The sequence below is a fragment of the Streptomyces sp. NBC_01237 genome (genome assembly GCF_035917275.1).
Lineage (GTDB): Bacteria > Actinomycetota > Actinomycetes > Streptomycetales > Streptomycetaceae > Streptomyces.
Map to the genome: position 1 here is coordinate 637,395 of NZ_CP108509.1, position 24,846 is coordinate 662,240.

The 24,846-nt window shown below is 67.8% G+C and carries 21 protein-coding genes and 4 pseudogenes; 11 read left to right on the top strand and 14 right to left on the bottom strand.

Annotated features, from left to right (window positions below):
- Nucleotides 1-2 precede the first annotated feature (2 nt).
- The 4 genes from OG251_RS39365 to OG251_RS39380 all read right to left on the bottom strand — a co-directional run bounded on the left by OG251_RS39365 (nt 3) and on the right by OG251_RS39380 (nt 7,630).
- Complete coding sequence (locus tag OG251_RS39365; RefSeq protein WP_326682068.1) at nt 3-3,728, bottom strand: glycoside hydrolase family 2 TIM barrel-domain containing protein; 3,726 nt, start codon at nt 3,726-3,728, stop codon at nt 3-5.
- 112 nt (nt 3,729-3,840) lie between these two features.
- Nucleotides 3,841-4,875 carry an ABC transporter permease gene (locus OG251_RS39370; protein ID WP_326682069.1) on the bottom strand — a complete coding sequence of 345 codons (1,035 nt, stop codon included), beginning with the start codon at nt 4,873-4,875 and terminating at the stop codon, nt 3,841-3,843.
- Nucleotides 4,872-6,470, bottom strand: a complete 1,599-nt coding sequence (locus OG251_RS39375; protein ID WP_326682070.1) for a sugar ABC transporter ATP-binding protein — start codon at nt 6,468-6,470, stop codon at nt 4,872-4,874. The genes OG251_RS39370 and OG251_RS39375 overlap by 4 nt, the downstream gene beginning before the upstream one ends.
- Nucleotides 6,471-6,586: 116 nt before the next feature.
- Entirely contained in the window at nt 6,587-7,630 is a 1,044-nt protein-coding gene (locus OG251_RS39380) for a substrate-binding domain-containing protein (RefSeq protein ID WP_326682071.1), read from the bottom strand.
- Between the two features lie 415 nt (nt 7,631-8,045).
- Between OG251_RS39380 and OG251_RS39385 the strand changes: the two genes are divergently transcribed.
- The 6 genes from OG251_RS39385 to OG251_RS39410 all read left to right on the top strand — a co-directional run bounded on the left by OG251_RS39385 (nt 8,046) and on the right by OG251_RS39410 (nt 13,477).
- Nucleotides 8,046-9,806: an IlvD/Edd family dehydratase gene (locus tag OG251_RS39385; RefSeq protein ID WP_326682072.1), complete on the top strand. Its 1,761-nt coding sequence runs from the start codon at nt 8,046-8,048 to the stop codon at nt 9,804-9,806.
- Between the two features lie 9 nt (nt 9,807-9,815).
- Nucleotides 9,816-10,760: a dihydrodipicolinate synthase family protein gene (locus OG251_RS39390; protein WP_326682073.1), complete on the top strand. Its 945-nt coding sequence runs from the start codon at nt 9,816-9,818 to the stop codon at nt 10,758-10,760.
- Nucleotides 10,757-11,710 carry a sugar kinase gene (locus tag OG251_RS39395; protein WP_326682074.1) on the top strand — a complete coding sequence of 318 codons (954 nt, stop codon included), beginning with the start codon at nt 10,757-10,759 and terminating at the stop codon, nt 11,708-11,710. Before OG251_RS39390 ends, OG251_RS39395 begins: the two co-directional genes overlap by 4 nt.
- Nucleotides 11,711-11,772: 62 nt before the next feature.
- The gene (locus OG251_RS39400; RefSeq protein ID WP_266784702.1) at nt 11,773-12,393 is read left to right on the top strand and encodes a bifunctional 4-hydroxy-2-oxoglutarate aldolase/2-dehydro-3-deoxy-phosphogluconate aldolase; all 621 of its coding nucleotides are present in this window, start codon (nt 11,773-11,775) and stop codon (nt 12,391-12,393) included.
- A 62-nt stretch (nt 12,394-12,455) separates the two neighbouring features.
- Entirely contained in the window at nt 12,456-13,193 is a 738-nt protein-coding gene (locus OG251_RS39405; protein ID WP_285572666.1) for a FadR/GntR family transcriptional regulator, read from the top strand.
- Nucleotides 13,094-13,477 (top strand): DUF317 domain-containing protein, encoded by a 384-nt coding sequence (locus OG251_RS39410; RefSeq protein WP_326682075.1) that lies wholly within the window; start codon nt 13,094-13,096, stop codon nt 13,475-13,477. The genes OG251_RS39405 and OG251_RS39410 overlap by 100 nt, the downstream gene beginning before the upstream one ends.
- A 153-nt stretch (nt 13,478-13,630) precedes the next feature.
- Here the strand turns inward: OG251_RS39410 and OG251_RS39415 are convergent.
- From OG251_RS39415 to OG251_RS39440, 7 genes and pseudogenes are all read right to left on the bottom strand, one after another.
- Nucleotides 13,631-13,834: pseudogene (locus tag OG251_RS39415) on the bottom strand (hypothetical protein); the annotation flags it as partial.
- 437 nt (nt 13,835-14,271) lie between these two features.
- Nucleotides 14,272-14,691, bottom strand: coding sequence for a hypothetical protein (locus tag OG251_RS39420; protein WP_326682076.1), 420 nt, complete (start codon nt 14,689-14,691; stop codon nt 14,272-14,274).
- Nucleotides 14,692-14,770: 79 nt separating this feature from the next.
- The gene (locus tag OG251_RS39425) at nt 14,771-15,232 is read right to left on the bottom strand and encodes a sortase domain-containing protein (RefSeq protein ID WP_326682077.1); all 462 of its coding nucleotides are present in this window, start codon (nt 15,230-15,232) and stop codon (nt 14,771-14,773) included.
- A 193-nt stretch (nt 15,233-15,425) separates the two neighbouring features.
- Nucleotides 15,426-16,208 carry a hypothetical protein gene (locus OG251_RS39430; RefSeq protein WP_326682078.1) on the bottom strand — a complete coding sequence of 261 codons (783 nt, stop codon included), beginning with the start codon at nt 16,206-16,208 and terminating at the stop codon, nt 15,426-15,428.
- 52 nt (nt 16,209-16,260) lie between these two features.
- Nucleotides 16,261-16,803: pseudogene (locus tag OG251_RS39435) on the bottom strand (transposase); the annotation flags it as partial.
- Nucleotides 16,804-17,625: 822 nt separating this feature from the next.
- Nucleotides 17,626-17,732: pseudogene (locus tag OG251_RS45095) on the bottom strand (HipA family kinase); the annotation flags it as partial.
- Between the two features lie 360 nt (nt 17,733-18,092).
- Nucleotides 18,093-18,260: pseudogene (locus tag OG251_RS39440) on the bottom strand (pirin family protein); the annotation flags it as partial.
- Between the two features lie 199 nt (nt 18,261-18,459).
- On the opposite strand from OG251_RS39440, the gene OG251_RS39445 reads away from it, so the two are divergent.
- The 3 genes from OG251_RS39445 (at nt 18,460) to OG251_RS39455 (ending at nt 20,517) form a co-directional block, all read left to right on the top strand.
- Nucleotides 18,460-18,759 carry a hypothetical protein gene (locus OG251_RS39445; protein ID WP_326682079.1) on the top strand — a complete coding sequence of 100 codons (300 nt, stop codon included), beginning with the start codon at nt 18,460-18,462 and terminating at the stop codon, nt 18,757-18,759.
- A gap of 524 nt (nt 18,760-19,283) precedes the next feature.
- Nucleotides 19,284-19,661: a DUF4158 domain-containing protein gene (locus OG251_RS39450; RefSeq protein ID WP_326682080.1), complete on the top strand. Its 378-nt coding sequence runs from the start codon at nt 19,284-19,286 to the stop codon at nt 19,659-19,661.
- 103 nt (nt 19,662-19,764) lie between these two features.
- Nucleotides 19,765-20,517: a Tn3 family transposase gene (locus OG251_RS39455; protein WP_326682081.1), complete on the top strand. Its 753-nt coding sequence runs from the start codon at nt 19,765-19,767 to the stop codon at nt 20,515-20,517.
- A 73-nt stretch (nt 20,518-20,590) separates the two neighbouring features.
- Here OG251_RS39455 and OG251_RS39460 read toward each other — a convergent pair whose 3' ends face one another.
- The 3 genes from OG251_RS39460 to OG251_RS39470 form a co-directional block, all read right to left on the bottom strand.
- Nucleotides 20,591-20,854: a hypothetical protein gene (locus tag OG251_RS39460; RefSeq protein ID WP_326682082.1), complete on the bottom strand. Its 264-nt coding sequence runs from the start codon at nt 20,852-20,854 to the stop codon at nt 20,591-20,593.
- A gap of 707 nt (nt 20,855-21,561) precedes the next feature.
- Complete coding sequence (locus OG251_RS39465) at nt 21,562-22,101, bottom strand: class I SAM-dependent methyltransferase (RefSeq protein ID WP_326682083.1); 540 nt, start codon at nt 22,099-22,101, stop codon at nt 21,562-21,564.
- Between the two features lie 797 nt (nt 22,102-22,898).
- Nucleotides 22,899-23,093 (bottom strand): hypothetical protein, encoded by a 195-nt coding sequence (locus tag OG251_RS39470; protein ID WP_326682818.1) that lies wholly within the window; start codon nt 23,091-23,093, stop codon nt 22,899-22,901.
- Here OG251_RS39470 and OG251_RS39475 point away from each other — a divergent pair.
- Nucleotides 23,086-24,264, top strand: a complete 1,179-nt coding sequence (locus OG251_RS39475) for a molybdopterin-dependent oxidoreductase (protein WP_442818454.1) — start codon at nt 23,086-23,088, stop codon at nt 24,262-24,264. The two genes, OG251_RS39470 and OG251_RS39475, sit on opposite strands and share 8 nt — an antisense overlap.
- On the top strand, nt 24,261-24,821 hold the full coding sequence (locus OG251_RS39480; protein WP_326682084.1) for a hypothetical protein: 561 nt from the start codon (nt 24,261-24,263) through the stop codon (nt 24,819-24,821). The genes OG251_RS39475 and OG251_RS39480 overlap by 4 nt, the downstream gene beginning before the upstream one ends.
- The last annotated feature ends 25 nt before the right edge of the window (nt 24,822-24,846 follow it).

A 24,846-nucleotide genomic window follows, 5' to 3' on the forward strand; every position in this document is an offset into this window, starting at 1 on the left:
TGTCAGGGCAGCAGTCGCACCCGTGCCGTGCCGCTCCAGTCGGCCGGCAGCGTGATCGCGGGGTCGATGTAGTTGCCCCAGGCGAGATCGGGATAGTTGATGCGGGCGCTGACGATCAGGCCCACGCCGGGAGCCCTGAGCGGGAAGGCGTCGCTCGTCAGCGCCTCGAACGCGTCCAGGACCACATGGGCGTCCGTGGCAGCTGCGTTCTTGCGGCCGCTCACCTTGATACTGACAGTGTGCTGGCCCTCGGCCAAGCCGGTGCGTTCGAGCACCCGTTGCTGGAACTGCTTGCTCGACGCATAGAGGTCAACCTCGGTGGCGGGCCCACCGTCGATGGAGATCTCAGCGATGCCCTGGTTGGGGCCCTTGGGGCAGATGACGCGGATTCCCGTTCCCGAGAGCCTGACGGTCGCCGTGTCGCCCGCGGTTCTGCTGAAGGATTCGGTGCGCCCGAGATCGCCGCTCGTCCACGTCTCGCTCGAGTCCGCATGCGTCCATGAGCCCTTGTAGACGACCTTGTCCGAGGAGTCGTCGATCACCGGGTCCACCACTTGGAAGGCGTCGACGAGCGCGAAGGCACCCTTCGAAGCGGCGTTCTTGGTGCCGGTGCACTCCACCTTGACCGTGTGCCGTCCGTACGCCAGTGAAGCGCTTCGGAAGACGAGCTGGGCAGGCGCCTTGCCCGGTCCGTAGAGGTCGACCGTTTCCGCAGCCTTGCCGTCCACCGAGATCTTCACGATGCCGAGGTTGTCCGCCCGGGCGGAATACAGGCCGACCCCCGTGCCAGTGAAGGTGAGTTCTGCTGTTGCCCCCGCCGCGTCGGTGAAGGATTCCGTGCCGAACAGGTCTCCGGCGGTGTAGCCCGAGCTCGCGTCCGCATGGGTCCAGGAACCCGTGTAGACGATGTCCGGGGAGGCGTCATCGATGAGCGCCGGCTCCATCGGAGCCAGCCGAACCGAATGGGTACCGTCCGACTCGACCTGCACACCCGGTCCCGCCGCGCCTGCGGTGGCCTTGGCCACCCTGACGTTCGCCTTGGCGCTGCGGAAGTCGTTGGTCCAGTGAGCGGCGCTGTCCTTGCCCAACAGGAAGTAGCTGTGGGTGTCCTGGGACCACGACCAGTCCGGCTTCGTACGGTATCCGTCCGCGCCGGTGGCCCGGCTGCGGGTCGCGGTACCGGAGGCCCTGCCGATGTGGTCGTCGGGGTACGCCGTCCACTGGGCGTCCCGCTGCCAGCTCAAGGTGTCCGTGCCGTCGGCGACGACGTACCGTATGCCCACGTCGCTGACCTGGCCAGAGGGCGGGTTGGTGATCGTGTAGGTCGTGGTCAGCAGACCGCGAGGGCTCACCGCCACCTTGATCGTGGTGTCGATGGCGCCGAAGCGACCCTTCAGGGTGACGGTCACCTGGCCGTCGGCCGTGGTCACGCTCGCCGATGTCCCCACCCACTGTCCGGGAACGGCACGGGAGATCACCAGGTCCGGGCCACTCGTCAGGATCACGGTGCCGTCGGCGGTCGCTTCGACGAGCCGTGCGGTGCGCTTGTCGAACACCACCGTGAACGGCGCGTCGACACCCGTGACGGTGATCGTGTCCGAACTCTCGTCGACGGTGGGCGCCTTGCCGCTGTCAGAGGGGGAGGCCGGCGTCGCACGGGTGTTGAGCCAGAGCCGGTATTCGTCGATCAGCGCCGTGCCACGCCGGAAGGTGAGTCGCAGGGTGTCGCCCGGCGACCAGGCGCCGGCCGGGACGGTCAGGGTGCCGCTCTGCCGGGGTGCGATATCGACGCCGTCGATGGTGCCCGACCTGCTGCCGATCTGCCAGCCGACCGCGAGTTCCCCGAGGTTGCTGTGGTCGTGCCAGTTCTTGACCGGCACCGGTATCGCTCCTCCCGGAGTCAGGCCGGTGAGCACCCCGTCCGCGATCTGCACCGGAGAGAAGGCCTTCTGAGTGAGCCAGAACTCGGGCTTGCGGCGGCGCCACAGGTCGATGATGCCCCACTCGCCGTACCCCACAGGCCCGTTGGCCAGGTGGAACACCTCGTCGATGGCCGCCCAGATGGCGCCGCCCACGACTCCGTCCGTGGCACGAAACTTGTCCGTCAGCTTCGCGATGCTGTGGCCCCAGAAGTCGCGCACCCCGGGGTCTTCCTTCAGGGTCCCCACGTTGTAGCACGGCACATGGGCGAACTCGCCGTACTGGATGGGCTGTTTGGCATTGCCGTTGGCGTTCTGGAGGTTGGGGTAGTGACCGCTGTAGATGTCGGTCTGAGTGCCGCCGTTGCTCTGGCCCATGTCCTCGAAGACCGTGGGACGAGACGGGTCCGTCTCGTGGGCGTAGGTGTTCTCCGAGGCGAAGTTGCGGCCCATGCCGCTCTCGTTGCCGACGGACCACTCGATCACGCAGGGGTGGCTGCGGTCGCGTTCGATCATCTCGGCGAACTGTGTCATGTACTGCTCGGTGTAGGCGGGGTCGTCGACGGTGCTCTGCTGGAAGCAGACGGGCGACTCGACCTCGACGTACAGTCCGAGACGGTCGGCCCAGTCGAGCAGCGCCGGTGTCGGCGGGTAGTGCGAGGTGCGGATGTAGTTGCAGTTCGCCTCCTTGTAGAGGCGGGCGGCCTGCTCCTCCATGGCCGGGCTGGTCGAACGGCCCTGCTTCTCCGTGATGCTGTGATGGCAGACGCCCAGCAGGTGTACGGGGCTGCCGTTGACCACCAGTTTGTTTCCCTCGACCTTGACCTGACGGAATCCGACCTTCCGGGTCACCGTCTGGGTCACGCCTGCGGCGGTGAACTCGGCGGTCAGGGTGTAGAGGTGGGGGCGTTCCGCGTCCCACTTGAGGGGAGCCTTGACCGGGATCACGGCCTGTTGCTGCGGATCCGTGCCGGTCAGGTCGATCTTCGACGGAGTGATCGCGACCGGCCGGCCCTCGGGGTCGGTGAGGGTGAGCGTGGCCGTTCCGCTCTGGCCCGTCTGGAACGACGCGGCCGCGGTCACGGTGAGCGTGGCGTCCCGGTACGCGCTGTCGAAGGTCGTGTCGGCGTGCAGCCTCGTGAGGTGGGAAGCCGGCAGGGCGACCAGGGTGACGTCGCGCAGGATGCCGCCGATGATGTGGTGCGCGTAGTTGGACTGGCCAGCGATGCTGGTGGGCCGGTCGGTGACGCCGAGGGTGACGACGGCCGCGCGGCCCGGCGTGACCAGGGAGGTGATGTCGGCGTACCAGGTGGTGAAGCCGCCGTCGTGGGTTCGTACGGCAGTGCCGTTGACCCACAGCCGGGCGTAGCTGTAGACGCCGTCGAAGCGGAGCATGACGCGCTTGCCCGCGAAGTCTGCCGGAACGGTGACCTCGACCGTGTACGCGCATTCGGTGTCCGAGGGGACGGACTGGTTCTGCAGGGCCGGTTCGCCGGGCACGTCGAGCGGGTGCCACGAGGAGGTGTCGGTGCCGGATGTCCAGAAGGATGCCGGAGGGCTGGATGTCCAGCGCCATCCGGAGGCGACGGGAACGCGCGGGTTGCTTACCCCGGAGACCGTCTCGGGAAGGGGCGGGATCACGGGCGGAGCGGTGGCGGCATGGGCGGGTGCGGCAAGGAAGACATCACCTGCTACGGCGAGGAATCCCGCTGCCGCCAGGCTCTTCAGCACACCGCGGCGGCTGAACCCTCCTGCCTTTGCGGCGGGGCCGGTGTGTTCCGAAGGCGTGCTGCTGTGCGAGAACGTCACGTCAAACCCTTCTTGACAACTAAGCTGCTATGTGTGCGGATCGGTGTGGGCACGTGGTTCGGTGAAAGGCGCTCCTTCCTTCCCGGGCCGCGTGGGACCTGGCCCGGGTGCATCAGTTGGGTAGTCCGACAGCGCGTTCGCCGCTGCGTCGCTGCTGGATCACGACGGCTATGACGAGGAGGGCGCCCTGGGCGACGTTCTGCCAGAAGGAGTTGATGCCCTGGACGGTGAGACCGTTCTCCAGGGCGCCGAGGAGGGCGACGGCGAGGAGGGTGCCGCCGATGCCGCCCTTGCCGCCCTTGAGTGCGGCGCCGCCGAGTGCGGCGGCGGTGATGGCCTTGAGTTCGAGGCCTTCGCTGCCGGAGGTGGGCTGGCCGGATCCGGTGCGGGCGGTGAGGAGGATGCCGGCGATGGCGGCGACGATGCCGATGAGGGCGTAGACGCAGATCAGGTATTTGTTGATGTTGATGCCGGCGAGGCGGGCGGCGGTGTCGTTTCCGCCGATGGCGTAGATGTTGCGGCCGATGTCGGTGTAGCGGAGCAGGATGTGGACGGCCACGGCGACGACGATGAGGATCCAGACCATGACGGGGAGTCCGGCGATCTTTCCGCGGCCGAGGAAGATGAAGACGTCGTTGTTGAGGACGTATCCCTGGGCGCGTCCGTCGGACAGGAGTTGGGCGAGGCCTTTGTAGGCGGCGAGGCCGGCGAGGGTGGCGATGGTGGGGTTGACCCGGCCGTAGACGATGATCAGGCCGTTGAGGGCACCAATGAGGAGGCCGACTCCTATGGCGGCCGCCATGCCGAGGAAGGCGTTGGTTCCGGTGCTGGTGAAGACCATGGCGCTGACCACGGATGCCACACCGGCCTGCGAGCCGACGGAGATGTCGAGGCCGCCGCAGATGATGACGACGGTCTGGACGATCGCGAGCAGCCCGGTGATGGTCGCCGCCTCCGCGATGACCTGCATGTTCGACAGGCTCAGATAGTTGTCGTTGAGGACCCCGAACAGCCCGAGCACGAGGATCAGCGCGCCGACGAGGCTGATGTTTTGCCCGCTGATGCGGGAGAGCAGCTTCGGCGTGGAGGAGGCCGGTCCTTCCGACGGCTCCTTGACTGCCGGGGATGGGGCGCTGGTGGTGGTCATGAAGAGGCTCCGGGGGTACGGGTGCTGATGATGTCGTCGGCCATGGCGAGTTGGAGGATGGACTCTTCGGTGGCTTCGCCGTGGTTGAGCTCGCCGGTGATGTGGCCGCCCTGCATGACGACGACGCGGTCGGCGAGGCCGAGGAGTTCGGGGAGTTCGGAGGAGATGACGAGGACGGCCACACCGTCGGCGGCGAGGTCGGCGATGATCTGGTAGATCTCGGCCTTGGCGCCGACGTCGATGCCTCGGGTCGGCTCGTCGAGGATGAGGACCTTGGGTTTGCGGGCGAGCCAGCGGGCGAGGACGACCTTCTGCTGGTTTCCGCCGGAGAGTTTGCGCACTTCGTGGTCGATCGAGGGTGTGCGGACCCGGAGCCGGTCGGTGTAGTGCTGGGCGAGCTCTCGTTCGGCGGTGCGGCGTACGAAGCGGGAGCGTCGCAGCCGGTCGAGGACTACCTGGGAGATGTTGGCGCGGACGGACTGCTGCAGGAAGAGCGCCTGTGCCTTGCGCTCCTCGGGGGCGAGTCCGAGGCCGGCGCGGATCACCGCGCCGGGGCGGCCGCTTGGCAGTGGGACTCCGTCGAGGGTGGCGGTGCCGCTGTGGACGGGCTGGTCGCCGGCCAGCGCGAGGGCGAGTTCTGAGCGTCCTGCTCCGATGAGGCCGGCCAGGCCGACGACTTCGCCGGCGTGGACCTGGAGCGAGATGTCGTGCACGTCGTCGGTGGTGAGGTTCTTGACGTCGAGAACGAGGCGGTCGGTGGCGACCCGCTGTCGGACGAACATGGTGGACAGGTCGCGGCCCACCATGAGGCGTACCAGCTCTGCTTCGTTTGTCGTGTCGGCCTGCTGGACACCGACCAGGCTGCCGTCGCGCAGCACGGCGATACGGTCGGCGAGCTGGAAGATCTCCTGCATCCGGTGCGAGACGTAGACGATCGCGATGCCCTGGTCCCGCAGTCGCCGGATCAGGGCGAACAGAGCGTCCACCTCGTGCTCGGCGAGGGAGGAGGTGGGTTCGTCGAACGCGATCAGTGTGGCAGCCGTGCTGCCGGTGAGGGCGCGCATGATCTCGACCAGCTGGCGTTGGGCCGGGGTCAGCTGTGAACCCAGGAGGTCCGGGTCCAGCACATCGGCGAAGCCTAGCCGGGCCAGGTCCGCGTCGATGCGGCGGCGGAGCTCGGCCCGGTCGAATCGCCGGCCGGACTTGCGCGGCAGGGCGCCGGCGTAGACGTTCTCGGCGACCGAGATGTGCGGGATGATCTCCGGTTCCTGCGGAATGATCCGGATACCTGCCGTGCGTGCCTTGGCCGGGGAGTCGAGCAGAACGCGCTCGCCGCCCAGGACGATGTGCCCCTCGGTGGGCTGGTGGTCACCGGTGAGGATCTTGAGCAGGGTCGACTTGCCCGCGCCGTTCTCCCCCATCAGTGCGGTGACCTGCCCGCGGGGGAAGTCGAGCGTGACGCCGCCGAGCGCCCGCACCGCCCCGAACCGTTTGGTGACGTCCACGATGCCCGGCGACGGGGACGGCGGCGATGTGTGTTCGGACTTTCCTTCGGAAGGGTCCGGGCCGGGGGGCGGATGGGGGGTTCTGGTCATATGTCGTTCACCTCGAAGGCATGGCGCGCAGAGTGTTCATGGGACGGGGACCGCGACGACTGGGCTGTCGTCGGCCGGCGGCCGGAACGAGTGGTCCGGCCGCCGGCCCGCAGGGGTCAGCCGCAGGTGAGACCGGCGGTCTTCCAGGAGGAGTGGTCGACCATCGTGGTGGGGGCGAAGGCCTCTTGCGGGAAGTTCTTGCCGTTCTTGAGCTTGTCGTACATGGTCTGGACGGCCAGGGCGCCGACGTCCTTGCCGTTGATGAAGAGGGCGGCCTTCATGCCGCTCTTCTTGTCGGTCTGCCATTCCTTGCAGGCGAGGTAGGCGCCGAGACCGACGCCGATGACGTGGTCGGGGCCGATGCCGGCGTTCTGCAGCGCGGTGACCCCGCCCATGGCGTTCTCGTCGTTGCAGCCCCAGACGACCCAGTTCTTGACCTTGGCATTCGCTGTGATCGTCGCGGCGATCTTGTCCTGGGCCCCGGTCGGGGTGTTGTCGGTGGGCACGTTGATGGTCTTCACGCCCGGCACCGCGGCGTCGAACGTCTTCGCGGCGGCACCAACCCGGTCACCGCAGACGGTGACGTCCTGCTTCCAGGCCGAGATGACACGGGTGTCCGCGGCCTTCCAGCCGGCCTTCTTGTACTCGGCGGCCGCTCGCTTGCCGACCTCCTCACCCATCTGCGCTCCGCTGAACCCGATGCGGGGGACCAGGTCGTCCTTGCCGCAGGCAGCGGGGTCGGGCCCGGTGGTGCAGATCTGGTCGTCGGAGGTGAGCAGGGCGACCTTCCCGTCCTTCGCCGTCTGGACGACCTGCGGGCCGACGGCCGGGTCGGGGACGACGATGATGATGCCGCTCGTCTTCTGTGCGACGGCGGACTGGACCTCACTGACGGTCTTGTTGGCGTCGTTGCCCAGGTTGACCACCTTGAGGTCGATGCCCAGCTCCTTGGCCTTCGCCTTGGCGCCGGCCGCCTCGCCGATGAAGTATTCCTGGTCGCCCTGCTTCTGCAGGTACGTGAGGGAGATCTTGCCGTCGACCTTCTTGTCGACCGCGTCGCCGCCGGAGGACTCCTTGCCCGACGAACACGCCGTGGCGAGACCGAGAGTGAGCAGCAGGCCGGTGGCCACGGCGATGTTCCGGTGGAACGAAGAGTTCATGAGGAGCTCCTTCGAGCTGGCAGTGACCGCCGCGCATCGTGCTGTCGGGGCCGTGTGGTGAGGACTGATCCGGTGGTTCCGGGTCACGTCGGTGTGCTCGCCCGTTGCGCGGAGGGCGCCGGGCTTCGTACATCGGTGTGTGGATGGGCGGGGGCCGGTCCGCTGGTGTCCGACGGACGGGTTCCGAAGATCGCGACAGGCGGTACGCCAAAGGTCAAGAGGCGGACGAGCCGCACCGGCGGCGTACGTACCACGGGTTGAACCTCCGCTTCGGCGACAGCCTCGCGCGGCCCCCGAGGCGCTATCGTCATTTGATAGCATCATTAAATCCGTCGGCAGGGCAAGCCCCTGCACGGTCACAGCACGGTCTCAAGCGGGCGGAACCGCGTGGCCGTACCCCATCGGAGGCTCATACATGGCAGAGCGAGAGACACCGTCAGCCGCAGTTCCCGCCTCGCGTCGAGAGCCGCTCAGGAGCCGTGCCTGGTTCGGCGACGGCGGCAAGAACGGTTTCATCGCCCGTCACCACCTGCGGGCCATGGGGCGCGGCGGTCACAACTTCGACGGCCGCCCGGTCATCGGCATCTGCAACACGTTCTCCGAACTGACCCCGTGCAACGGCCATTTGCAGATCCTTGCCGCCGCGGTGAAGCGTGGAGTGCTGCAGGCGGGCGGCTTCCCTCTGGAATTTCCTGCCATGTCTCTTGGTGAACCCTTCCTGCGGCCGACGTCGATGCTCTTCCGCAACCTGGCGGCCATGGAGATCGAAGAGCAGATCCGCGCCAATCCGATCGACGCCGTCGTACTGCTCACCGGGTGCGACAAGACCACGCCCGCCGCCCTGATGGGTGCCGCCAGCGCCGGTGTGCCCGCCATCGTCCTCACCGGGGGACCCATGCTCAACGGCAGGTTCAAGGGCCGCAACGTGGGTTCCGGCACGGACATCTGGCGGATGACGGAAGAGCTGCGCGCGGGGACGATCACGCAGGAGGAGTTCACCGAGTTCGAGTCGTCCCTGAACCGCTCCGCGGGTCACTGCATGACCATGGGTACGGCGTCCACCATGGCCTGCCTGGCGGAAGCCCTGGGCATGATGCTGCCAGGCGGCTCCGGGCTGCCGGCCGTGGACGCCCGGCGCGGCACACTGGCCGAAGAGACCGGCGCACGTGCCGTGGCGCTCGCGGGAAGCGACCTCACCCCCCGGCGCATCATGACGCGAGCCGCCTTCGAGAACGCCGTCCGGATCAACGCGGCGATCGGCGGGTCCACCAACGCGGTGGTGCACCTGCTCGCCCTGGCCGGACGACTGGGCGTACCCCTGGAACTCGACGACTTCGACCGCCTGGGCGCCGAGCTTCCGCTGCTCATCGACCTGATGCCCTCCGGAAGGTTCCTGATGGAGGAGTTCGCCTACGCCGGAGGGCTGCCGGCCCTTGTCAACGACCTGCGGGACGCCCTGCACCAGGACACGGTGACGGTCACCGGCTCTTCCCTGACAGCCAATTGCATGGGTGCGCAGGTGTACGACCGTGAGGTCATTCGAGCCTTGGACAACCCGGTGCTGCCCGCAGGACGAGGGACCGCCGTGGTGCGCGGCAGCCTCGCTCCGGACGGTGCCGTCATCAAGCTGTCGGCAGCCGCACCGCACCTGCTGGACCACACCGGCCCCGCCCTCGTCTTCGACTCCATAGAGGAATACCTCGCCGTCGCCGAGAACCCAACGCTCGACGTCTCCGCCGAGACGGTGCTCATCGTGCGCAACACAGGCCCCCGCGGATATCCAGGCATGCCCGAGGTGGGCAACCTGCCCTTGCCGAAGAAGCTGCTCGACGCCGGGATCAGGGACATGGTCCGCGTATCCGATGCCCGCATGTCCGGAACGGCCTTCGGAACGTGCGTGCTCCACGTGGCACCGGAGGCGGCCGTCGGCGGCCCGCTGGCGTTCGTCCGCACCGGCGACCAAGTCAGACTCGACGTGCCCGGCCGACGGCTCGACGTGCTGATCGACGAGACCGAGATGGACCTGCGGCGCTCAGCGTGGCAGCCGCCGAAACCGCCCGTCACCCGCGGCTGGACCTACCTCTACACCGAACACGTCACACAGGCCGACACCGGCGCCGACCTCGACTTCCTCGTCGGCGCGACCGACTCGCCCCCGCCCCGCCAAGCCTTCTGAGGAACAGACATGTCCACACCCGAACACAAGGACCTCGACACACTGATCCGAGGAGTCTCACCCGTACTGGAGGTTCCGTTCCACAACGACGGAGAGCTCGACCCCGACGGATTCACCACAGTGGTGGACCGGGTACTTGCGACAGGGGTGAGCTCGCTGATGTTCCCCGGTTTCGCGAGCGAGTTCCACAAACTCGACCCCGACGAGCGGGAACTGCTCACCGGTCTGCTGCTCCAGCAGACCCGGAACCGCCAGGACGTCGCCGCCATCGTCTCCGTACCGGACCACGCCACCCGAACCGCGGTCCGCCAGGCGCTCCGAGCCGCGGAACTCGGGGCCGACGCCGTAAACCTGCTCCCGCCGCACTTCCTCGCGCCGTCCAAGACCGCCGTCTCGGCCCACCTGCGCGAGGTCCTGCTCGCTGTCGACCCGCTGCCCGTCGTGGTGCAGTACGCCCCGGCACAGACCGGAACAGCACTGGACGCACCCACCCTGCACACCCTGGCCGCCGAGCACTCCAATTTCCGCTGGGTCAAGGTCGAGTCCGCACCGCCAGGACGGCTGATCGCCGCGCTGGCCGCCGGGCCTCGTCCGCTGCCCTCCCTGGTCGGATACGCAGGACTGCAACTGCCGGACGCCCTGCGGCGCGGGGCAGTCGGCGTACAGCCGGGCTGCTCCTTCACCGAGCTGTACGTCGAGATCTGGGAACACTGGCGGCGCGGTGACGAGGCCGAGGCCGTCGCGCTGCACACCCGGATGCTGCCGTTCCTCTCCTACTGGATGCAGAACGTGGAGCTCATCATCGCCATCGAGAAGGAGGTCTCCGTGCGCCGTGGCTGGTTCGCGTCCGCACACTGCCGGGCACCGGGATACTCGCTGGACGAGGAGGAGCTGAACATGATCGACCGCTTCTGCGCGGAGTTCGCCCCGCTGATACCGGAGCTCGCTCGATGAGCCCCGACGTCGTCGTATGCGGCGAGACCATGCTCCTCCTGCTGGCCGAACCCGGAGTGCCGCTGGAGCACGCGGTCTCCTTCCGCCGTTCCATCGCAGGCGCCGAGAGCAATGTGGCGGCCGGCCTCGCCCGGCTCGGACACTCCGTTCGCTGGCTCGGCCGCGTCGGCGACGATCCGGCAGGGCGTGCCGTACTGGCCCAGCTCCGCGCCCATGGTGTCGACAGCTCGTACGCGGTCACGGACCCGGGGGCTCCAACCGGTGTCCTCATGCGTGACAGCCACCCGGCGCGCGCGATCGACGTGCAGTATCTGCGTGCAGGTTCAGCAGCCTCCCGCCTCTCGCCGGACGAACTGCAGCCCCACATGTTCCAGGGGGCACCGCTCGTGCACATCACCGGGATCACCCCGATGCTGTCGGACTCGGCGAACCGGGCGACATGGCGACTGGTCGAACTGGCTCGAGCCGCCGGCGCGGTGCTCTCCTTCGATCCGAACATCCGCCACAAGCTCGGCTCCCCCGATCGTTGGCGCGAGGTCGTCGGCCCTCTCCTGGCCCACGCGGACGTGGTGCTGGCAGGCGAGGACGAATGGGAGCTGCTGGGTGTACCGGACCCGGCCGCATTGCTCGGGACAGGGCCGCGAACCATCGTCGTGAAGCACCGCGACAAATCGGCCACCTGTCTCACCCTCGAGGCGGAAACGGTCAGCCAGCCCGCCTTTGACGTACCGGTCGCCGACCCCGTGGGAGCGGGGGACGCCTTCGCCGCAGGATTCCTCTCGGGCCTGCTGCACGGTCACGGCCCAGATCAGTGCCTGCGCCAGGCCGCCGCCGTAGCGGCTTTGGTGGTCCAATGCCCCACCGACACGGACGGCCTGCCCAACCAGGCCGGCCTCGATCGCGCCCTGGCCGGCTTCACAGACGCCGGATCCGAAACCGTCATCCGGTGACACCGGCAACCGGCCACCGCCGGACCACCACACCCCTCCACAAGCAGAAGAGCATGAACGTCATGTACCGATGGGAAACCACCCAGGCCGTCACCGCACAGCGCGTGTTCGGCATCATCCGCACGGCAGGTCCGGACGAGGCCGTCGCCGCGGCGGAAGCCGTCCTGGACGCTGGGCTGCACGCCGTGGAGATCGCCCTCACCACGCCACGCGCCCTCACCGCCCTGGCCCGTCTCGCCGAGACCCGCCCCCATGCGCTGCTCGGCGCGGGCACCGTCATCGACGCGGCCGCGGCCCGCGCGGCCATAGAAGCCGGCGCACGCTTCCTCGTGTCGCCGAGCCTCCACCCGGAAGTCATCCGCACAGGTCACCGCTACGGAGTTCCGGTCTTCCCCGGCGTGGCCACCCCGACTGAAATGGTGCACGCCTTGGAGGAGGGTGCCGACGCACTGAAGCTCTTCCCGGCCTCGGCCGTATCACCTGCCTGGCTGCGCGACGTGCGCGCGGCGCTCCCCCAGGCACCCCTGCTGCCCACTGGAGGTGTGACAATCGACAACGCTCCGGAATGGATAGCTGCGGGTGCGGTGGCCTGCGGGATCGGTTCGGCCCTGACGTCGGGCGGTGCCCCGAGCACAGGTGAACGCGTGGGCACGCTCTTGCGTAGACTCGCGGATTCTCGTTGACGGGCACCGGACGCCAGAATCGGCAAGCGTAGGCGCTTGTGAAACGGACGACAGGGAGTGGCGTGGAACTGCACGGACTGCACGGTCAGGTGGTCGAGCGCATCGGGGAATCCCTCGCCGCGGAGGAGATCCGTGCGGGCGAGGTGCTCCGCCTCGAAGACGTACAGGACCGGTACGGAGTCTCCCGTACCGTGGCACGCGAGGCGGTCCGGGTCCTGGAGTCGAAGAGGGTCGTCACCAGCCGACCCCGCGTGGGAATCACCGTGCGACCGATGACCGAGTGGAACCTCTACGACCCCCAAGTCATCCGATGGCGACTGGCCTCCCCCTCCCGCGGCGCCCAGTTGCGCGAACTTACCGAATTGAGGGCTGCGGTGGAACCGTCCGCCGCGGCCCTCGCGGCGGCGGGCGCGTCACCCAGCGCACGGAAGGCGCTCGTCGAGCTCGCCCGGGCGATGGAGAGCGTCGCTCGAACCGATGACATCCAAGGCTTCATAGCCGCGGACCTGGCCTTTCACAAGGCGCTGCTGAATGCCTCGGGCAACGGGATGTTCGCCCAGCTTTCCGAGGTCACCGAGGAGCTTCTCGTCGCCCGCCGCGACCTGCCCCTGATGCCGGACCACGTGGACGTGGACGCGGTACGCCGCCATATGGAAGTGGCCGAGGCCATCGCGGACGGACGTCCGGAGGACGCTTCGCGGTGCGTCCGCGCCATCGTCGACTCTGCTCACCGGGAGGTGGAACAGCTCTTGGAAGGTGGCGCGCACTGCGCGCTCGGCAGCCGCCCCCATACGGCTTGAGCGGAGCACCACACAAGCGGCACCTCCGGACGCAGGCTCATGCCGTCACCCAGCATCCGGAACTCAACAACTGGACGGTCTGGGCCGGCCCGAGCCTCCATCGCGCAACGTGGAACCTCACGGCATCCCCAAGTACCCCCAGTTCGCTGCTGGCCGACCTCTCCGAGAGCCTTGCCCACGCAACCGGCACCCGCCAGAACCCAGCCACAGGCACAAGGCGGTCCTCGGCTACCTCGCCCGTCCGGGCACCCAACTCCAGCCCTGCCGCGCGCCCTACACGTTGAGCGATGGGCCAACAAAGCGGCCAACATAGCGCGGGATCGCCGGTCAGCCAAGCGATCCCGCATCATGGCAGTACACCGCCATAGCCTGCCCATACGTCGAAAGGCACCACTCGGACCGACCACCTACCCAGCGCAACACGCGCGTCCACCCATTCACGCTGCTTCGTAGTTCGCGCGGAACAGACTCTCCGCACGCTCCACGTCCCGCGTGGTGCGCAGCTGCACCTCCAGGTCGCCCGTGCCGTGGTGGCCGAGCCCCGTCACGTCTCTGCTGAAGCCGGGAACGAGGCCGGTCATCTTCGGGTCGACCTTGAGGTAGCCGAGGAGCTTGCTCCGCTGCGGCAGGCAGACGCACGCAAGTTCCGCCGCAGATTTGTTTCCGCAGAGACCGAGTCCCCGCAGGTCGTGTCGCTTTACGGGCGGGCTGCTGTTTCGGCCAGTGTCGCATTCGCGTAGCTCATCGTGTCGCTTTCTCTCCGGCCCGGCACGTGACGAAGCCCACACTCTAACGCGCGGTCTCGTGCTGAGGCCGGACAACGAGCTTGATCCGGCCGCTACTTCGATTTCGAGTCTCGGGATGCTGTTCCCAGCATGCGGAAGGAGATGAAAGTCCGCGCTTCAGGGACGAGGAAGCGCACGACGGACGGCAAGCAAGTCACCGCCCTCCAGCCCTACCTCGACACCTACGCCTACCCCGGAGCAGCCAGCATCGTGACCCGCCGGTGGTTGGCGACGAAGCGTTTCACCGGCTGGATTTCCGCGGTGTGCGCCACGGCCACTGCCGGTCCCGCCCATCAACGCCGCGTGCGGCGTGTGGACTGCAGTGCGACCAGGCCGAGGGCGGCGGCGGCGAATTCGGACGTGATGGAGAGGAGTCCGAGAGGTTCGGTCCAGTTGCCGACGTCGTCGGCGATCTCTGGCAGTGCGACCATTCGCGACACCAAGTATGTGAGGACGGCGGCCAGCGAGACTGCTACGACAACTGCCCAGACGGCGGGGGTGTCGTATCGGAGCAGAGTGAGTGCCAGGGCGAAGCAGACGACGGTCAGGGCCAGGAAGAGGTACCCGATGTACGGAGCTTCTTTCAGGTGCTCCGGGGTGACGGGGATGTGTGCTGCTCCGGCGACGATCAGCAGCACGATCGTGGGGAACCGCAGTGGATGGTGGAGCGCCTGGCGCCGCGTGCTCGGCGGCATTGTGGTGGTGCGGGCCATCGGAACCCCTGGTGAAGTCTGGTAGGCGGTCTGCCCAGCGCATCCGCGCGTGAACAGGCGTGCCGCCGTTCGCGGATCACTATTTGGGTGAGTACTTCGTGTGAGGGGTGGCGTAGACGACGACGTTGTCGCGGTATTCGCGTTCGTTGGGGTTCCAGCCGGTGCAGGTGATGAGGCGGAGGCTGGGGCCGGGCGTGGGTCCGTAGACGAGCGCGTCGGGAATCTTGTCCTTCGGGTAGACGGCGACCGCGTCGATGGTGAACCGGGCTGTGGTGCCGTCCCGGCGGGCAACGGCGACCTGCATGCCGGGCTTGGCCGCGCTCAGGTTGTAGAAGGCTGCGGGGCCATCCGCGGAGTCGACGTGACCGGCCAGGATCGCGGAGCCGCGCTCGCCCGGGGTGACGGAGGAGGCGAGCCAGCTCGCGCGGTCGCGGTCCTTGGGCAGCGGCAGTTGACCGCTTCCGGAGATCCGCACTGGCACGAGCGGAACGTTGAGGTCGACATCGGGTATCTGCACGGCGGTTGGCAGGGACGGGGGCATTCCATCGTCCGCGGGAGCCTGGGCCGGCAGGTTTCCGGCGGGGGCGGGGCTGGGTGGGGGGTCGCTCTGCTTGTCTAGGGCCACGCCCAACGTCAGTGCTCCGGCCAGTACGCACAGGGTGGCCGCCGCAGTCCAGATGCTGCGGCGGCCCGTCGTGGGTGCCTGCACTACCGGCGCCCTCGTGCTGTGGTGGTCATGCCTGGCCGTTGGCCTTGCGGCGTCGGGCGACGAGGAATCCGGCGCCGCCGACGGCGATGGCGGCCGCACCGGCCGACATCAGTCCGGTGTACTGGAGGCCCTGGGTGCTGCCCGCGCCCGCCGCGACGCCGCCGGACATCTGCTCACGCATGACGCCGCACAGCGCGGGCGAGGTGGCGACCTGAGGGAGCTTGGGGTCGAGTTCACTGACGCCCAGCACGTTGGTGAACTTGCCGCTGCCGTCGTAGTCGATGCCGTGGACGACGATGACCGCGTTGTTCGCGCGGATGCTCTTGGCGACGTCGTCGGTGACGGTCTGGGTGCGCTCGTAGTGGAACGCGGACCCCATCGGGAAACGGTCCACAGCCAGCGCGCTGGTCGGCGTGTTGTCGCCGGTGGTGGTGAGCGACGTGCCGATCATGCCGTACGCCTTCATGCCGTCCGACGTGCTCATCGACTTCTTGCCGTTGTGGACACCCGCGTCCGCCGCGGTGGGACAGCGGCCCTGGCCGTCGATGTGGATGTGCTGCGCGTGCGGAACCCCGCCGAGGAGTCCCTTGACGTCGACCGTCACGGTGGCCTTGTTGCCCTCCAGGTGGATCCGGGCGGTGCCGGAACCGGTGACGTTGTTCGTGGGCACCGGGTTCAGCGTCGTCGAGAACGCCTCGCTCCCGCTGTGGTCGGACCCGATGTCACCGGCCGAGGCCACGGGAGCGAACGCCAGAGTGGTGCCGGCCACGGTCAGGGCGGCCAGGGTCGTCGCGGCTATCTTCTTCACAGTCTCTCCTTCGGTCCCACAGACGTGATTTGCTCCTGCGGCGAGCACCTCCGAGGTGAACGCCATCAGCCCAGACGTAGACGTAGTCCGTGGCGGACAGATCGCGGTCCATGAACGCCTTGTGGTCGGCCTGCCACTGCGCGGTCAGCCGCGTGATCGTCGCGGGTGAAAGGCCGGCGGAGGAGCCGAGGAACTGTTCCAGCGCGGGCATGAAGTCACCGGACGACAGGCCGTGCAGATAGAGCAGCGGCAGCACCTCGCTGATCTTCGGGGATTTACGCGCCCAAGGCGGCAGGATCGCCGAGGAGAACCGTTTGCGTTCGCCGGTGGCCTCGTCGACGCGCTTGTCGTTGATCCGCGGGGTCTTCACTTCGATCGCCCCGGCCGCGGTCGTCACCTTCCGCGGCTGATGGAAGCCGTTGCGCACGACCAGACGGCGGCCGGAATCGTCCCGCTGGTCGGCCAACTCGGATATGTAGGCATTGACTTCCGCTTCCAGAGCGGCGGCCAGCATCCGCCTCGCGCCCTCGCGGACGATCTCGTCTATCAGGGAGCCGTGTGGCGTCGTTCCGTCTTCGTTGACTACCGTGAGCACGGGCGTGCCTTCCCGACCGACGCAGCAAACGTCGGCCTACTCGATGACCATCACAGGATCATTCGGGAAGGTACGCCCTTCGCGTGCCAACCCGAGGCCGATCCACAGGTCTTGAGCATTGCTCCGACCGATGCCCAGCCATGTGGGACCAACTGATCGGTGGATGGGTTCGAGACCCGCTCATCGAGCGCGTCGAATTCCACCGGAAGGACTTCGTCGCTGCGGCCCGCGCCGCGAGCCTGACAGTACCGCCGGGCACTCAGCCCAGGGGCCTTGAACGGTCGAGTTCTCCGGCTCGCCGCAACTGCCCAGCGTGATGGCATGGGGCCGCATTCCAGCGGGCGCCGCCGCTCGCGGGGAACCCCCGCCGGCACCAGCCAGCGGGGGTGTTTCTCTCACACGCGTCTCACCAACTACGTAGACGCGCCTGGGCCACAGCTAGCTGACCTGGCCTTATGCACCTCGCCTGGACCACCCTGGACCCCACAAAACACCATCTACCACCTGTGCCATGTGGGACCGGAAACCGCCAGCTCCTGCCTCGCGGACTCAACTCCGTCAGCCGCTGACGGACGCTGGCACGACGCGCCGCGATCACTCAACGTGCTGGGTATACAGCCAAACGAACACCCTCCCGCCGCAGGCACAGCGCTCGTGGCGCTAGCACCCTTGGGGAGAATCTGGGGAGTATTCGAAGGCTCGGGGAGCGCGTGGGGGGAACCGGCTACATAACGCAGCACGAAACCGAAAGACGTCGAAAGACACACCCATACAGGTCAGGGGCCCATCGGATAGAGAATTCGCAGGTCAGCGCCACCAAGTAGACAACTTCATGACGTACGTACCGAGATCGTCAGCTGGATCGTGCCGGGGAGCGAGCCGATCTCATACAGGGGCGTGACATGGCGTGCCGTGATTTCTGCGAGCAATCCGGAATCCACAGGGTTTGCCACGCCTCAGCAACGCCGTCGGAAGTACAACTACTGCAGTAATGCGGCTATTTCGCTCACCAACCGAACTCGCACCACAGGAGGCCCCCAGGAGAGCACTGATAGGGCACGACCGACACCAGCGGTCCCGCAACCTCGGCGATCTGATTACGCATCAGTAGGGTCAGCAAAGGGTCAGCAAGTGTTTGATCAGACCTGGTCACAGGTGCCAACACGTGCAACTGCCGACCGCCAGAGGAAGCGACCCACGGGAGGCACAACTGCGTCCCCCCGCCGGCACGGCGGGGGGACGCAGCGAGCGCACGCGGCAGGAAGCGCCGGAGAACACATCGCTCCAGGTCAGCGCACCCGTCCCCGCGGTTTCAGCGCCACCGGCGACAGTTCGGGAGCGGACAGCCGGTCGCCGTCGTAGCCGTGAACCTCACCGAAGCGGGAGCCCTCCGCCCACGCCTGCCGGGCCTCCTCGATTTCTTCGTGGGAACGCCCGATGAAGTTCCACGACAACATCGTCGTCTACGCCACCCCCCACACCGGGCCGCCGTCCCGCTGACCAACCCACTCCCAGGAGACTGCCGTGGTCCGAAGCGCCCATAACCTCACGGACGACGCATCCTCGTGGCGGCGGACACCCCTGCGCAATCCTTTGCGGTATCCCGCCGCTCTCCTGCTTGTGGTTGCTGGCGTCGCGCACATTCCGGTCACCCCGATGCACCTGAAGGAAGCTCCCTACATCGGAGCCCTGTTCATCGCACTGACCGCCGTCTGCTTCGCTCTGGCCCTTGCCCTGGCCCTCCACGACAGCTCTGCCGTGTGGGCCCTCACCGCAGCCGTGACCGCGGCGGCTGTCCTGGCCTACGTACTCTCCCGGATCGTGGCTCTGCCACAGATCGGTGACGACGTCGGAAACTGGACCGAACCCCTCGGGCTCCTCTCCATCACCACCGAATTCCTCTCCACCACACTCAGCGTGATCGCCCTGAATGCCCACCGCGAAGCCGCAGACTGACGACCCGAAGCGGGGACCTCGTTCGAGCATTCCGCTCGGGCACCCAGCCCGGCCCGCAGCTGGCGCCGCTGGTTGTCCAGTATCTACTAGCCACAGTGAGACGTTCTTGGTGGTGCGGATGAGGTGGTCACATCGTCGAGCCCTCTGGGACAGCCCCGTTCACGCGACCCGACCCGCATTGCTTCGGCAAGTCAGTGACCGTGCTGCGCCGCGCCGAGCGCAGACCGTGTTGGGCCACGTCTTGCCGGTCGCGGCCCCCAGACGTCCTGTGACGGCACCGGCCTGGGGACCACGGCGGATGCCGACATGGGAGACGAGCCCGCGACATCTACAAGCACTCTGCCGCGCCGGGACAGGCCGCAGCGGCACCGCTCCGCGCAGCCTGCGTGTATCACTCCACTGGCTACTCAAGCCGCCCTTCCCGATTGCCCCGCAGCAACGTCAAGCAGACTCTGCCGGATCGTGCGCCACCGCAAACGAAACCCGGCGATGCCTCAGCCCCACATTCCTCGCACTATCAACTCGTGCATGGCCGAACGGGTTCGAGCAGGCGCCAGGAGATGTGGGCCCTACGAGGGCACGGCCCGTCACCCGGTCGGCTCAGTGTCGTTGGTGGTGATGTTGACTGTCGTCTGGGCCTGGGCTGGGTTGTAACCTCGATCGAACGGACCGCGTATCCGCGGTTCAAGCGGCTGATCACCGCGCATGAGCTGCATCTGTTCTTCTCGCCGACTCGCCATGAGCTGGAGTGGGCCGCCGACCGTACGGACAGTGATGAACATCTGGTGGCCCTGCTGCTGATGCTGAGGTCGTATCAGCGCATGGGGTGCTTCCCGAAGGTGGAGGACATCCCGGAGGCAGTGGCGGAAGTCGTGCGGCGGGCGGTGGAGCGCCTTCAATGAGGAGGGCAAGGAAGTCGACATCTTCTTCGCCACCCAGAACTGGCGCAAGGCTGTCCTCGACAAGACCCAGCCCCGCCAGTTCGTCCGCAAGCACTTTGAGGCAATGGACTTCACCGCTCTCGCCGAGGAACTGCGCACCGGCGAAGTCTCGGTGGTCGGCTCGGAGGAGTACGCCGACTGGTTCGAGCAGCTGCTGGCCTGGGAGGCCGTGCAGGAGAGGCTGGCGTCCTACCTGGTGGAGGTCGGCCTCGCTGAGCCGGGCGAGAGCGCAGAGTTCGACGCGAAGTTCTTCCGCCAGCAGCTGGAGGACAAGCTGCGGAACGCTGCTGCGCCGGCGGACGCCGGGTACCCGGAGAACGAGGGCCTGGTCATCGGCCCGGCGACGGGCACCCCCTCACTGAAGGCGTTTCGGGCTGACGGGCAGCGGCCCTCGGCGAAGCGGCTTGAGTGGGAGATCAAAGCTCGGATGCCGGGGCGTTCCCTGATGGGGATCGTGGCCCGGACCTCGCAATGGGTGGAGTGGTGGCGCCGCGTCGGCCCGCCGTCCGGCAGTGAGCCCAAGGTCACCGACCTCTTGGGCCGCTACGTGATCGTCACGTTCGTCAAGTGCACCAACATGGGCTCCCACGAGCCCGCCCGGCACATCCTCGGGATGTCCGGGCACGAGCTGTCCGTACGTCGCGAATCGGCACTTCTCGATCGTGCTGCTAACGAGGCGATCTCCGACCTGGTCAACGCACAGGCCCGTCTAGACATCTCGCAGGCGTGGGGCGACGGGATCGCAGTGGTGGCGGACGGGAGCCACATGGACACCTACCTCGACAACCTGCTCTCCGAGACGTCCGCAGGGCAGTAGCCGACGGTACGCGTGTGAACGCGAGCAGGGCCCGCACCCCGTGGCGGGCCCCACCTGTGCGTGCGGTCGTGGATCAGCGGCCCTGGAGGTACTCGGCGTAGTAGTAGCCGGCCTCGCCCTCGAAGTGCGCCTTTTCCGCCTTGGCGTAGGTGATTCCGTACGGGCCGCCCAGGTTCAGGTACTCCGCGCTGGCGCGGTCCCCTTCGACCTCGGCGTAGCCGGCGCCGACCTTGCCGGCCTCATAGCCGTCGTCGGAGTTGTGCGCGGCGGCGGGTCCCGCGGCCAGGAATCCGGCTGCGACAACGGTGGCAAAGGTGATCGCGATACTACGAAGCATGGGTGCTCCCTCTCGACAATGCGTAGCGGGCAGTGTGCAGACCAAACCCTTACCGCCGCCGGCCGTTCAGCGGCGCAACCGCGCTGCGGTGCTCCCGGACCGCACCTGATCAGCCGAAGCAGCGTCACCGGTCGCCCAGGCCGAGGGAGCTGTAGCCGTGTGAGAGTTTCGTCAGTTGTGCGTGTCGCAGAGCCCTTTGGTTCAGGCGCGCGAAACGGTGTTATCGGCTGCGCCTGGGCCCGACCCCCGTGGCGTGAGCCCGTCGGCGCTCCCGGGCCTGAGCCGTCACGCCGCCCGCCCGGGAGCGTCGGCATTCGTCGCCTGATCGAGGATCCGGTTCAAGGCGGTGTGGCCGCCTTCACAAGCGGTCTCCTTCGCACGCAGCGCCACCCCGCAAGGGCCATGCACCCATCCTTTGCATCTCGGTGCGTTCGTGCTCTCGCTGGTGATCACGCATGCGGCAGGCGGCGCCCTCCAGTACGTACCCGACCGTCTGGGCTCTGTAAGCACCCCGGTTGGCCCTTGGTGGAGATCGGCTCCGAGACCACAATCCCCCTGGACGTGCTCCGAGCCGTCCGCGCCTTCGTGACCCAGCGTCGGACATGAGGGACGGGCGGCCAGGGGCAAGGGCTGCTCGCAGAGCGGCGCCTCGACTGCCTCCGCGGGCTCTGCACTCAATCGCAACTGGGCCTTTGCGCGGACCGTAGTCAGCGGTAATGGCTTATCCGTAGTGCCCAGGTGCCTGGAGCCGTGGTTCGTAGGGCCACGAAGGTGCGTTGGTGTGCTGCCCATTGCTCGGAGTATGTCCAGCCGTTGCCACGTGCTTCGCGAAGGAGAGCGGTGATTCCGGTCCGTGCCCAGGGGAATGTTGGGCCGGCTGGGCCGTCTCCGCCCTCGATCCGGGCGTTGAAGCGTTCGTCGACGTCGGGCTGCGACACCTCTGCGAGGAGCAGCCCGCCGGGCTGGACGATCTCCGCCACTCGTTTGAGTAGTCTGCCTGGGTTTCCGCCGATGCCGATGTTGCCGTCGATGAGCAGGGCGGTGCCCCACTGCCCCTCGGAGGGGAGCGGATCGAAGACTGATCGGTGCAGTGCCGACCCGCCCGCGCCCTGGGCCCGCGTGATGGCTGCTGGACTGATGTCGATACCCAGTGCCGTGCGCCCGGTCTTGGAGAGGGCTGCGACCAAACGGCCGGGGCCGCAGCCGATGTCGAGCACGCTCTTCTCGCAACGCTGGAGGACGGTCATGTCTGCGGCGTCCGCGGTGCTGGACCACCGCTCAACGTCCAAAGGGACCCGTGCCCCGTCCGCGCACTGCAGGAAGAGAGGGCCAAGGCCCGAGGTGACGGCGACCGTGTAGGTCTCCTCATGCCAAGGGCCAGGGCTGGTCTCAGGTGACTCCGCTGTACTCACGACAGTCTGGAATTCCGGAGCTGCAGTCCGGGCGTCAGGCTGTGCCGATCCAGGAATGACAGCGGACTCCCCGGCGCGGCCGGCTGATCGGCCGGCCATTGAGATTGCGTCACTGCCCGGAGAACGACCGGGACGATTCTTTGCTCCCGTCACGTCGCCCACGGTCGCACAAGGGGGCCCGGGCTTTGCATGCACACACGGGCTCGTCACCCATTCATACGGGGCAGTTCGGGTTTTCGGATCTCGCGCTGATAGGTAGACCCGACTGGTGCGAGCTGGTTGGGGAACAAATCGTTACGTCCGCCCTCATGAACGCGGCGGATGCAAATTCCAGGGTTACTGTGCGATGCCATTCGGTGATCTTCCGTCTGATGAAGCACAAGGAATCCCATGGGTGACTCGCAAGACCAGGGCCCAAGGCCCCAGGACGCCGGGCAGGGAAGCGCGGACGGTCCCGATACGTCCGGCGGCCACAAGACGCCGCCTCGGGCCGGAGCCGCACCGGCCGGTGGTCCCAGTCAGGCTCGGAACCCGGCTCCGCCCCCTGATGGAAGCGAAGAGGGCCCGCGCAGCGGTAGCGGCCGCCGCTCCTCAGCCGGCCCGCCGAACGGGGATGGAGATGCCAGCACTGGCTATGCATCCTCCGCGCCCAGGACCGGCTCGTCTGCGCGGCCGGTGGCCGTGGCGAAGAGCTTGCCGCGGGCCCGTCTGGAGGGGCTGTTGCGGGAGGGGCCGCCGTCCGGTCCGACCCGGCCGGGGTTCTGGCGTAGCCCGTTGCGCGGGCCCTGGCTGACGTCAGTGCTCGGCGCGGTGCTGCTGGTGGGCATCACGCTGATGTTCGTCACGGGACTGCTCTCGTATGCCGCGTACAACCCCGACCTCGGTGCCAACGACAAGACTCCAGACCGGGGCTGGCTGGGTTTCTATCTGTTCTCCTGGCCGACACATCCGTACTGGCTCTACCGGCTCACCCAGGGCGTTCACATCACGCTCGGCATCGTGCTGATTCCAGTACTGCTCGCGAAGCTGTGGTCGGTGGTCCCCAAGCTGTTCTCCTGGCCCCCGGTCAAGTCCGTCAGTCACGCGCTGGAGCGGATTTCTGTGCTCCTGCTCGTGGGAGGGGTGCTGTTCGAATTCGCCACCGGGGTACTCAACATCCAGCTGGACTACATTTTCCCCGGCTCTTTCTACCCGCTGCACTTCTACGGGGCCTGGGTCTTCATCGGCGCGTTCGTCGTCCACATCGCCTTCCGGATCCCGCTCATGGTCCGGATGCTGCGCAGCGGCGGTCTCCGCGAGGAACTACGCAGCCGGCCCAAGACCGGCGAGAGCTCTCCTTCGGACCCCACAGGTCTGGTCACTCCTCGCCCTGCCGCGCCGACCATGTCCCGCCGCGGTGCGCTGGGAATGGTGGGGGCCGGCTCCCTGGCGCTGCTCGCCGTGACGGCCGGGCAGAGCATCGGAGGCTGGCTCCGGCCCACCGCGCTGCTCGCGCCACGCAGCCAGAATCCGGGCCCTGGTCCCAACGGCTTCCAGATCAACAAGACCGCGGCCAGCGTGGGCATCCGTGCCGTCGACACCGGTGCGGCCTGGCGACTTGTCGTTCGGGGCGGGGGCCGCGAGCGGGTCCTCACCCGTGAAGAGGTCCTGACGCTCCCGCAGCACAGGGCCGCGCTGCCGATCGCCTGCGTGGAGGGCTGGTCCACCGAGGACCAGGAGTGGAGCGGAGTCCGGCTGGCCGACCTTGCCGCCCTCGTCGGGTTCACCCACAGCCCGCCCGGCGTCTTCGTCCAGTCCGCCCAGCTCAGCGGTTCCTTCCGCTCGACCACACTGCGCGACAACCAGGTCCGCGACCCCCGCTCCCTGCTGGCCCTGCGAGTCAACGGAGCCGATCTGTCGCCGGACCACGGCTACCCGGCGCGCATCATCGTCCCGGCCAATCCAGGTGTCCACAACACCAAATGGGTCACCCGGCTGACCTTCGGGGAGAACGTATGAACCGCTTCCGCAGTCTCTACGGAGCCTCACCGCTGCACCTGCTCTTGGTTCTCTGCTCCTTCGCGCTGACCGGCTACGCGGGGATCCGGCTGCTGTCCGGTGCCGAGCCGTGGAAGGTGGTCCTCTGGTTCGTCGGAGCGGCCCTGCTGCACGACCTGGTGCTACTGCCCCTCTACACCGTGACCGACCGCGCCGCCCAGACCCTGCTGGGCGAGCGCCGGGAACCAGCCGCACCGAGTGAAACCGCCCGCCCGGCAATGCGCTGGATCAACTACGTCCGGGTCCCGGTCTTCCTCTCCGGAGTCCTGTTCCTGACCTACTTTCCCCTGATCCTGCAGCGGGTCAGCTACCGCTTCACCCTGTACACGACGCTCTCCACCGACGTGTACCTCGGCCGCTGGCTACTCATCACCGCCGCACTGTTCGCGATCTCCGCGCTCACCCTGCTGATCCGTATGGGGCGCTCCCGCCCCACAGCGGAGTCGGGTGCGAAACGGCCCAGCGCGGCACGGACGGGACCTGCCAACGGCACTCCTGGCCACGAGTCCGCCCCGTGACCCGGCGATCAGGACCGGGCCCCAT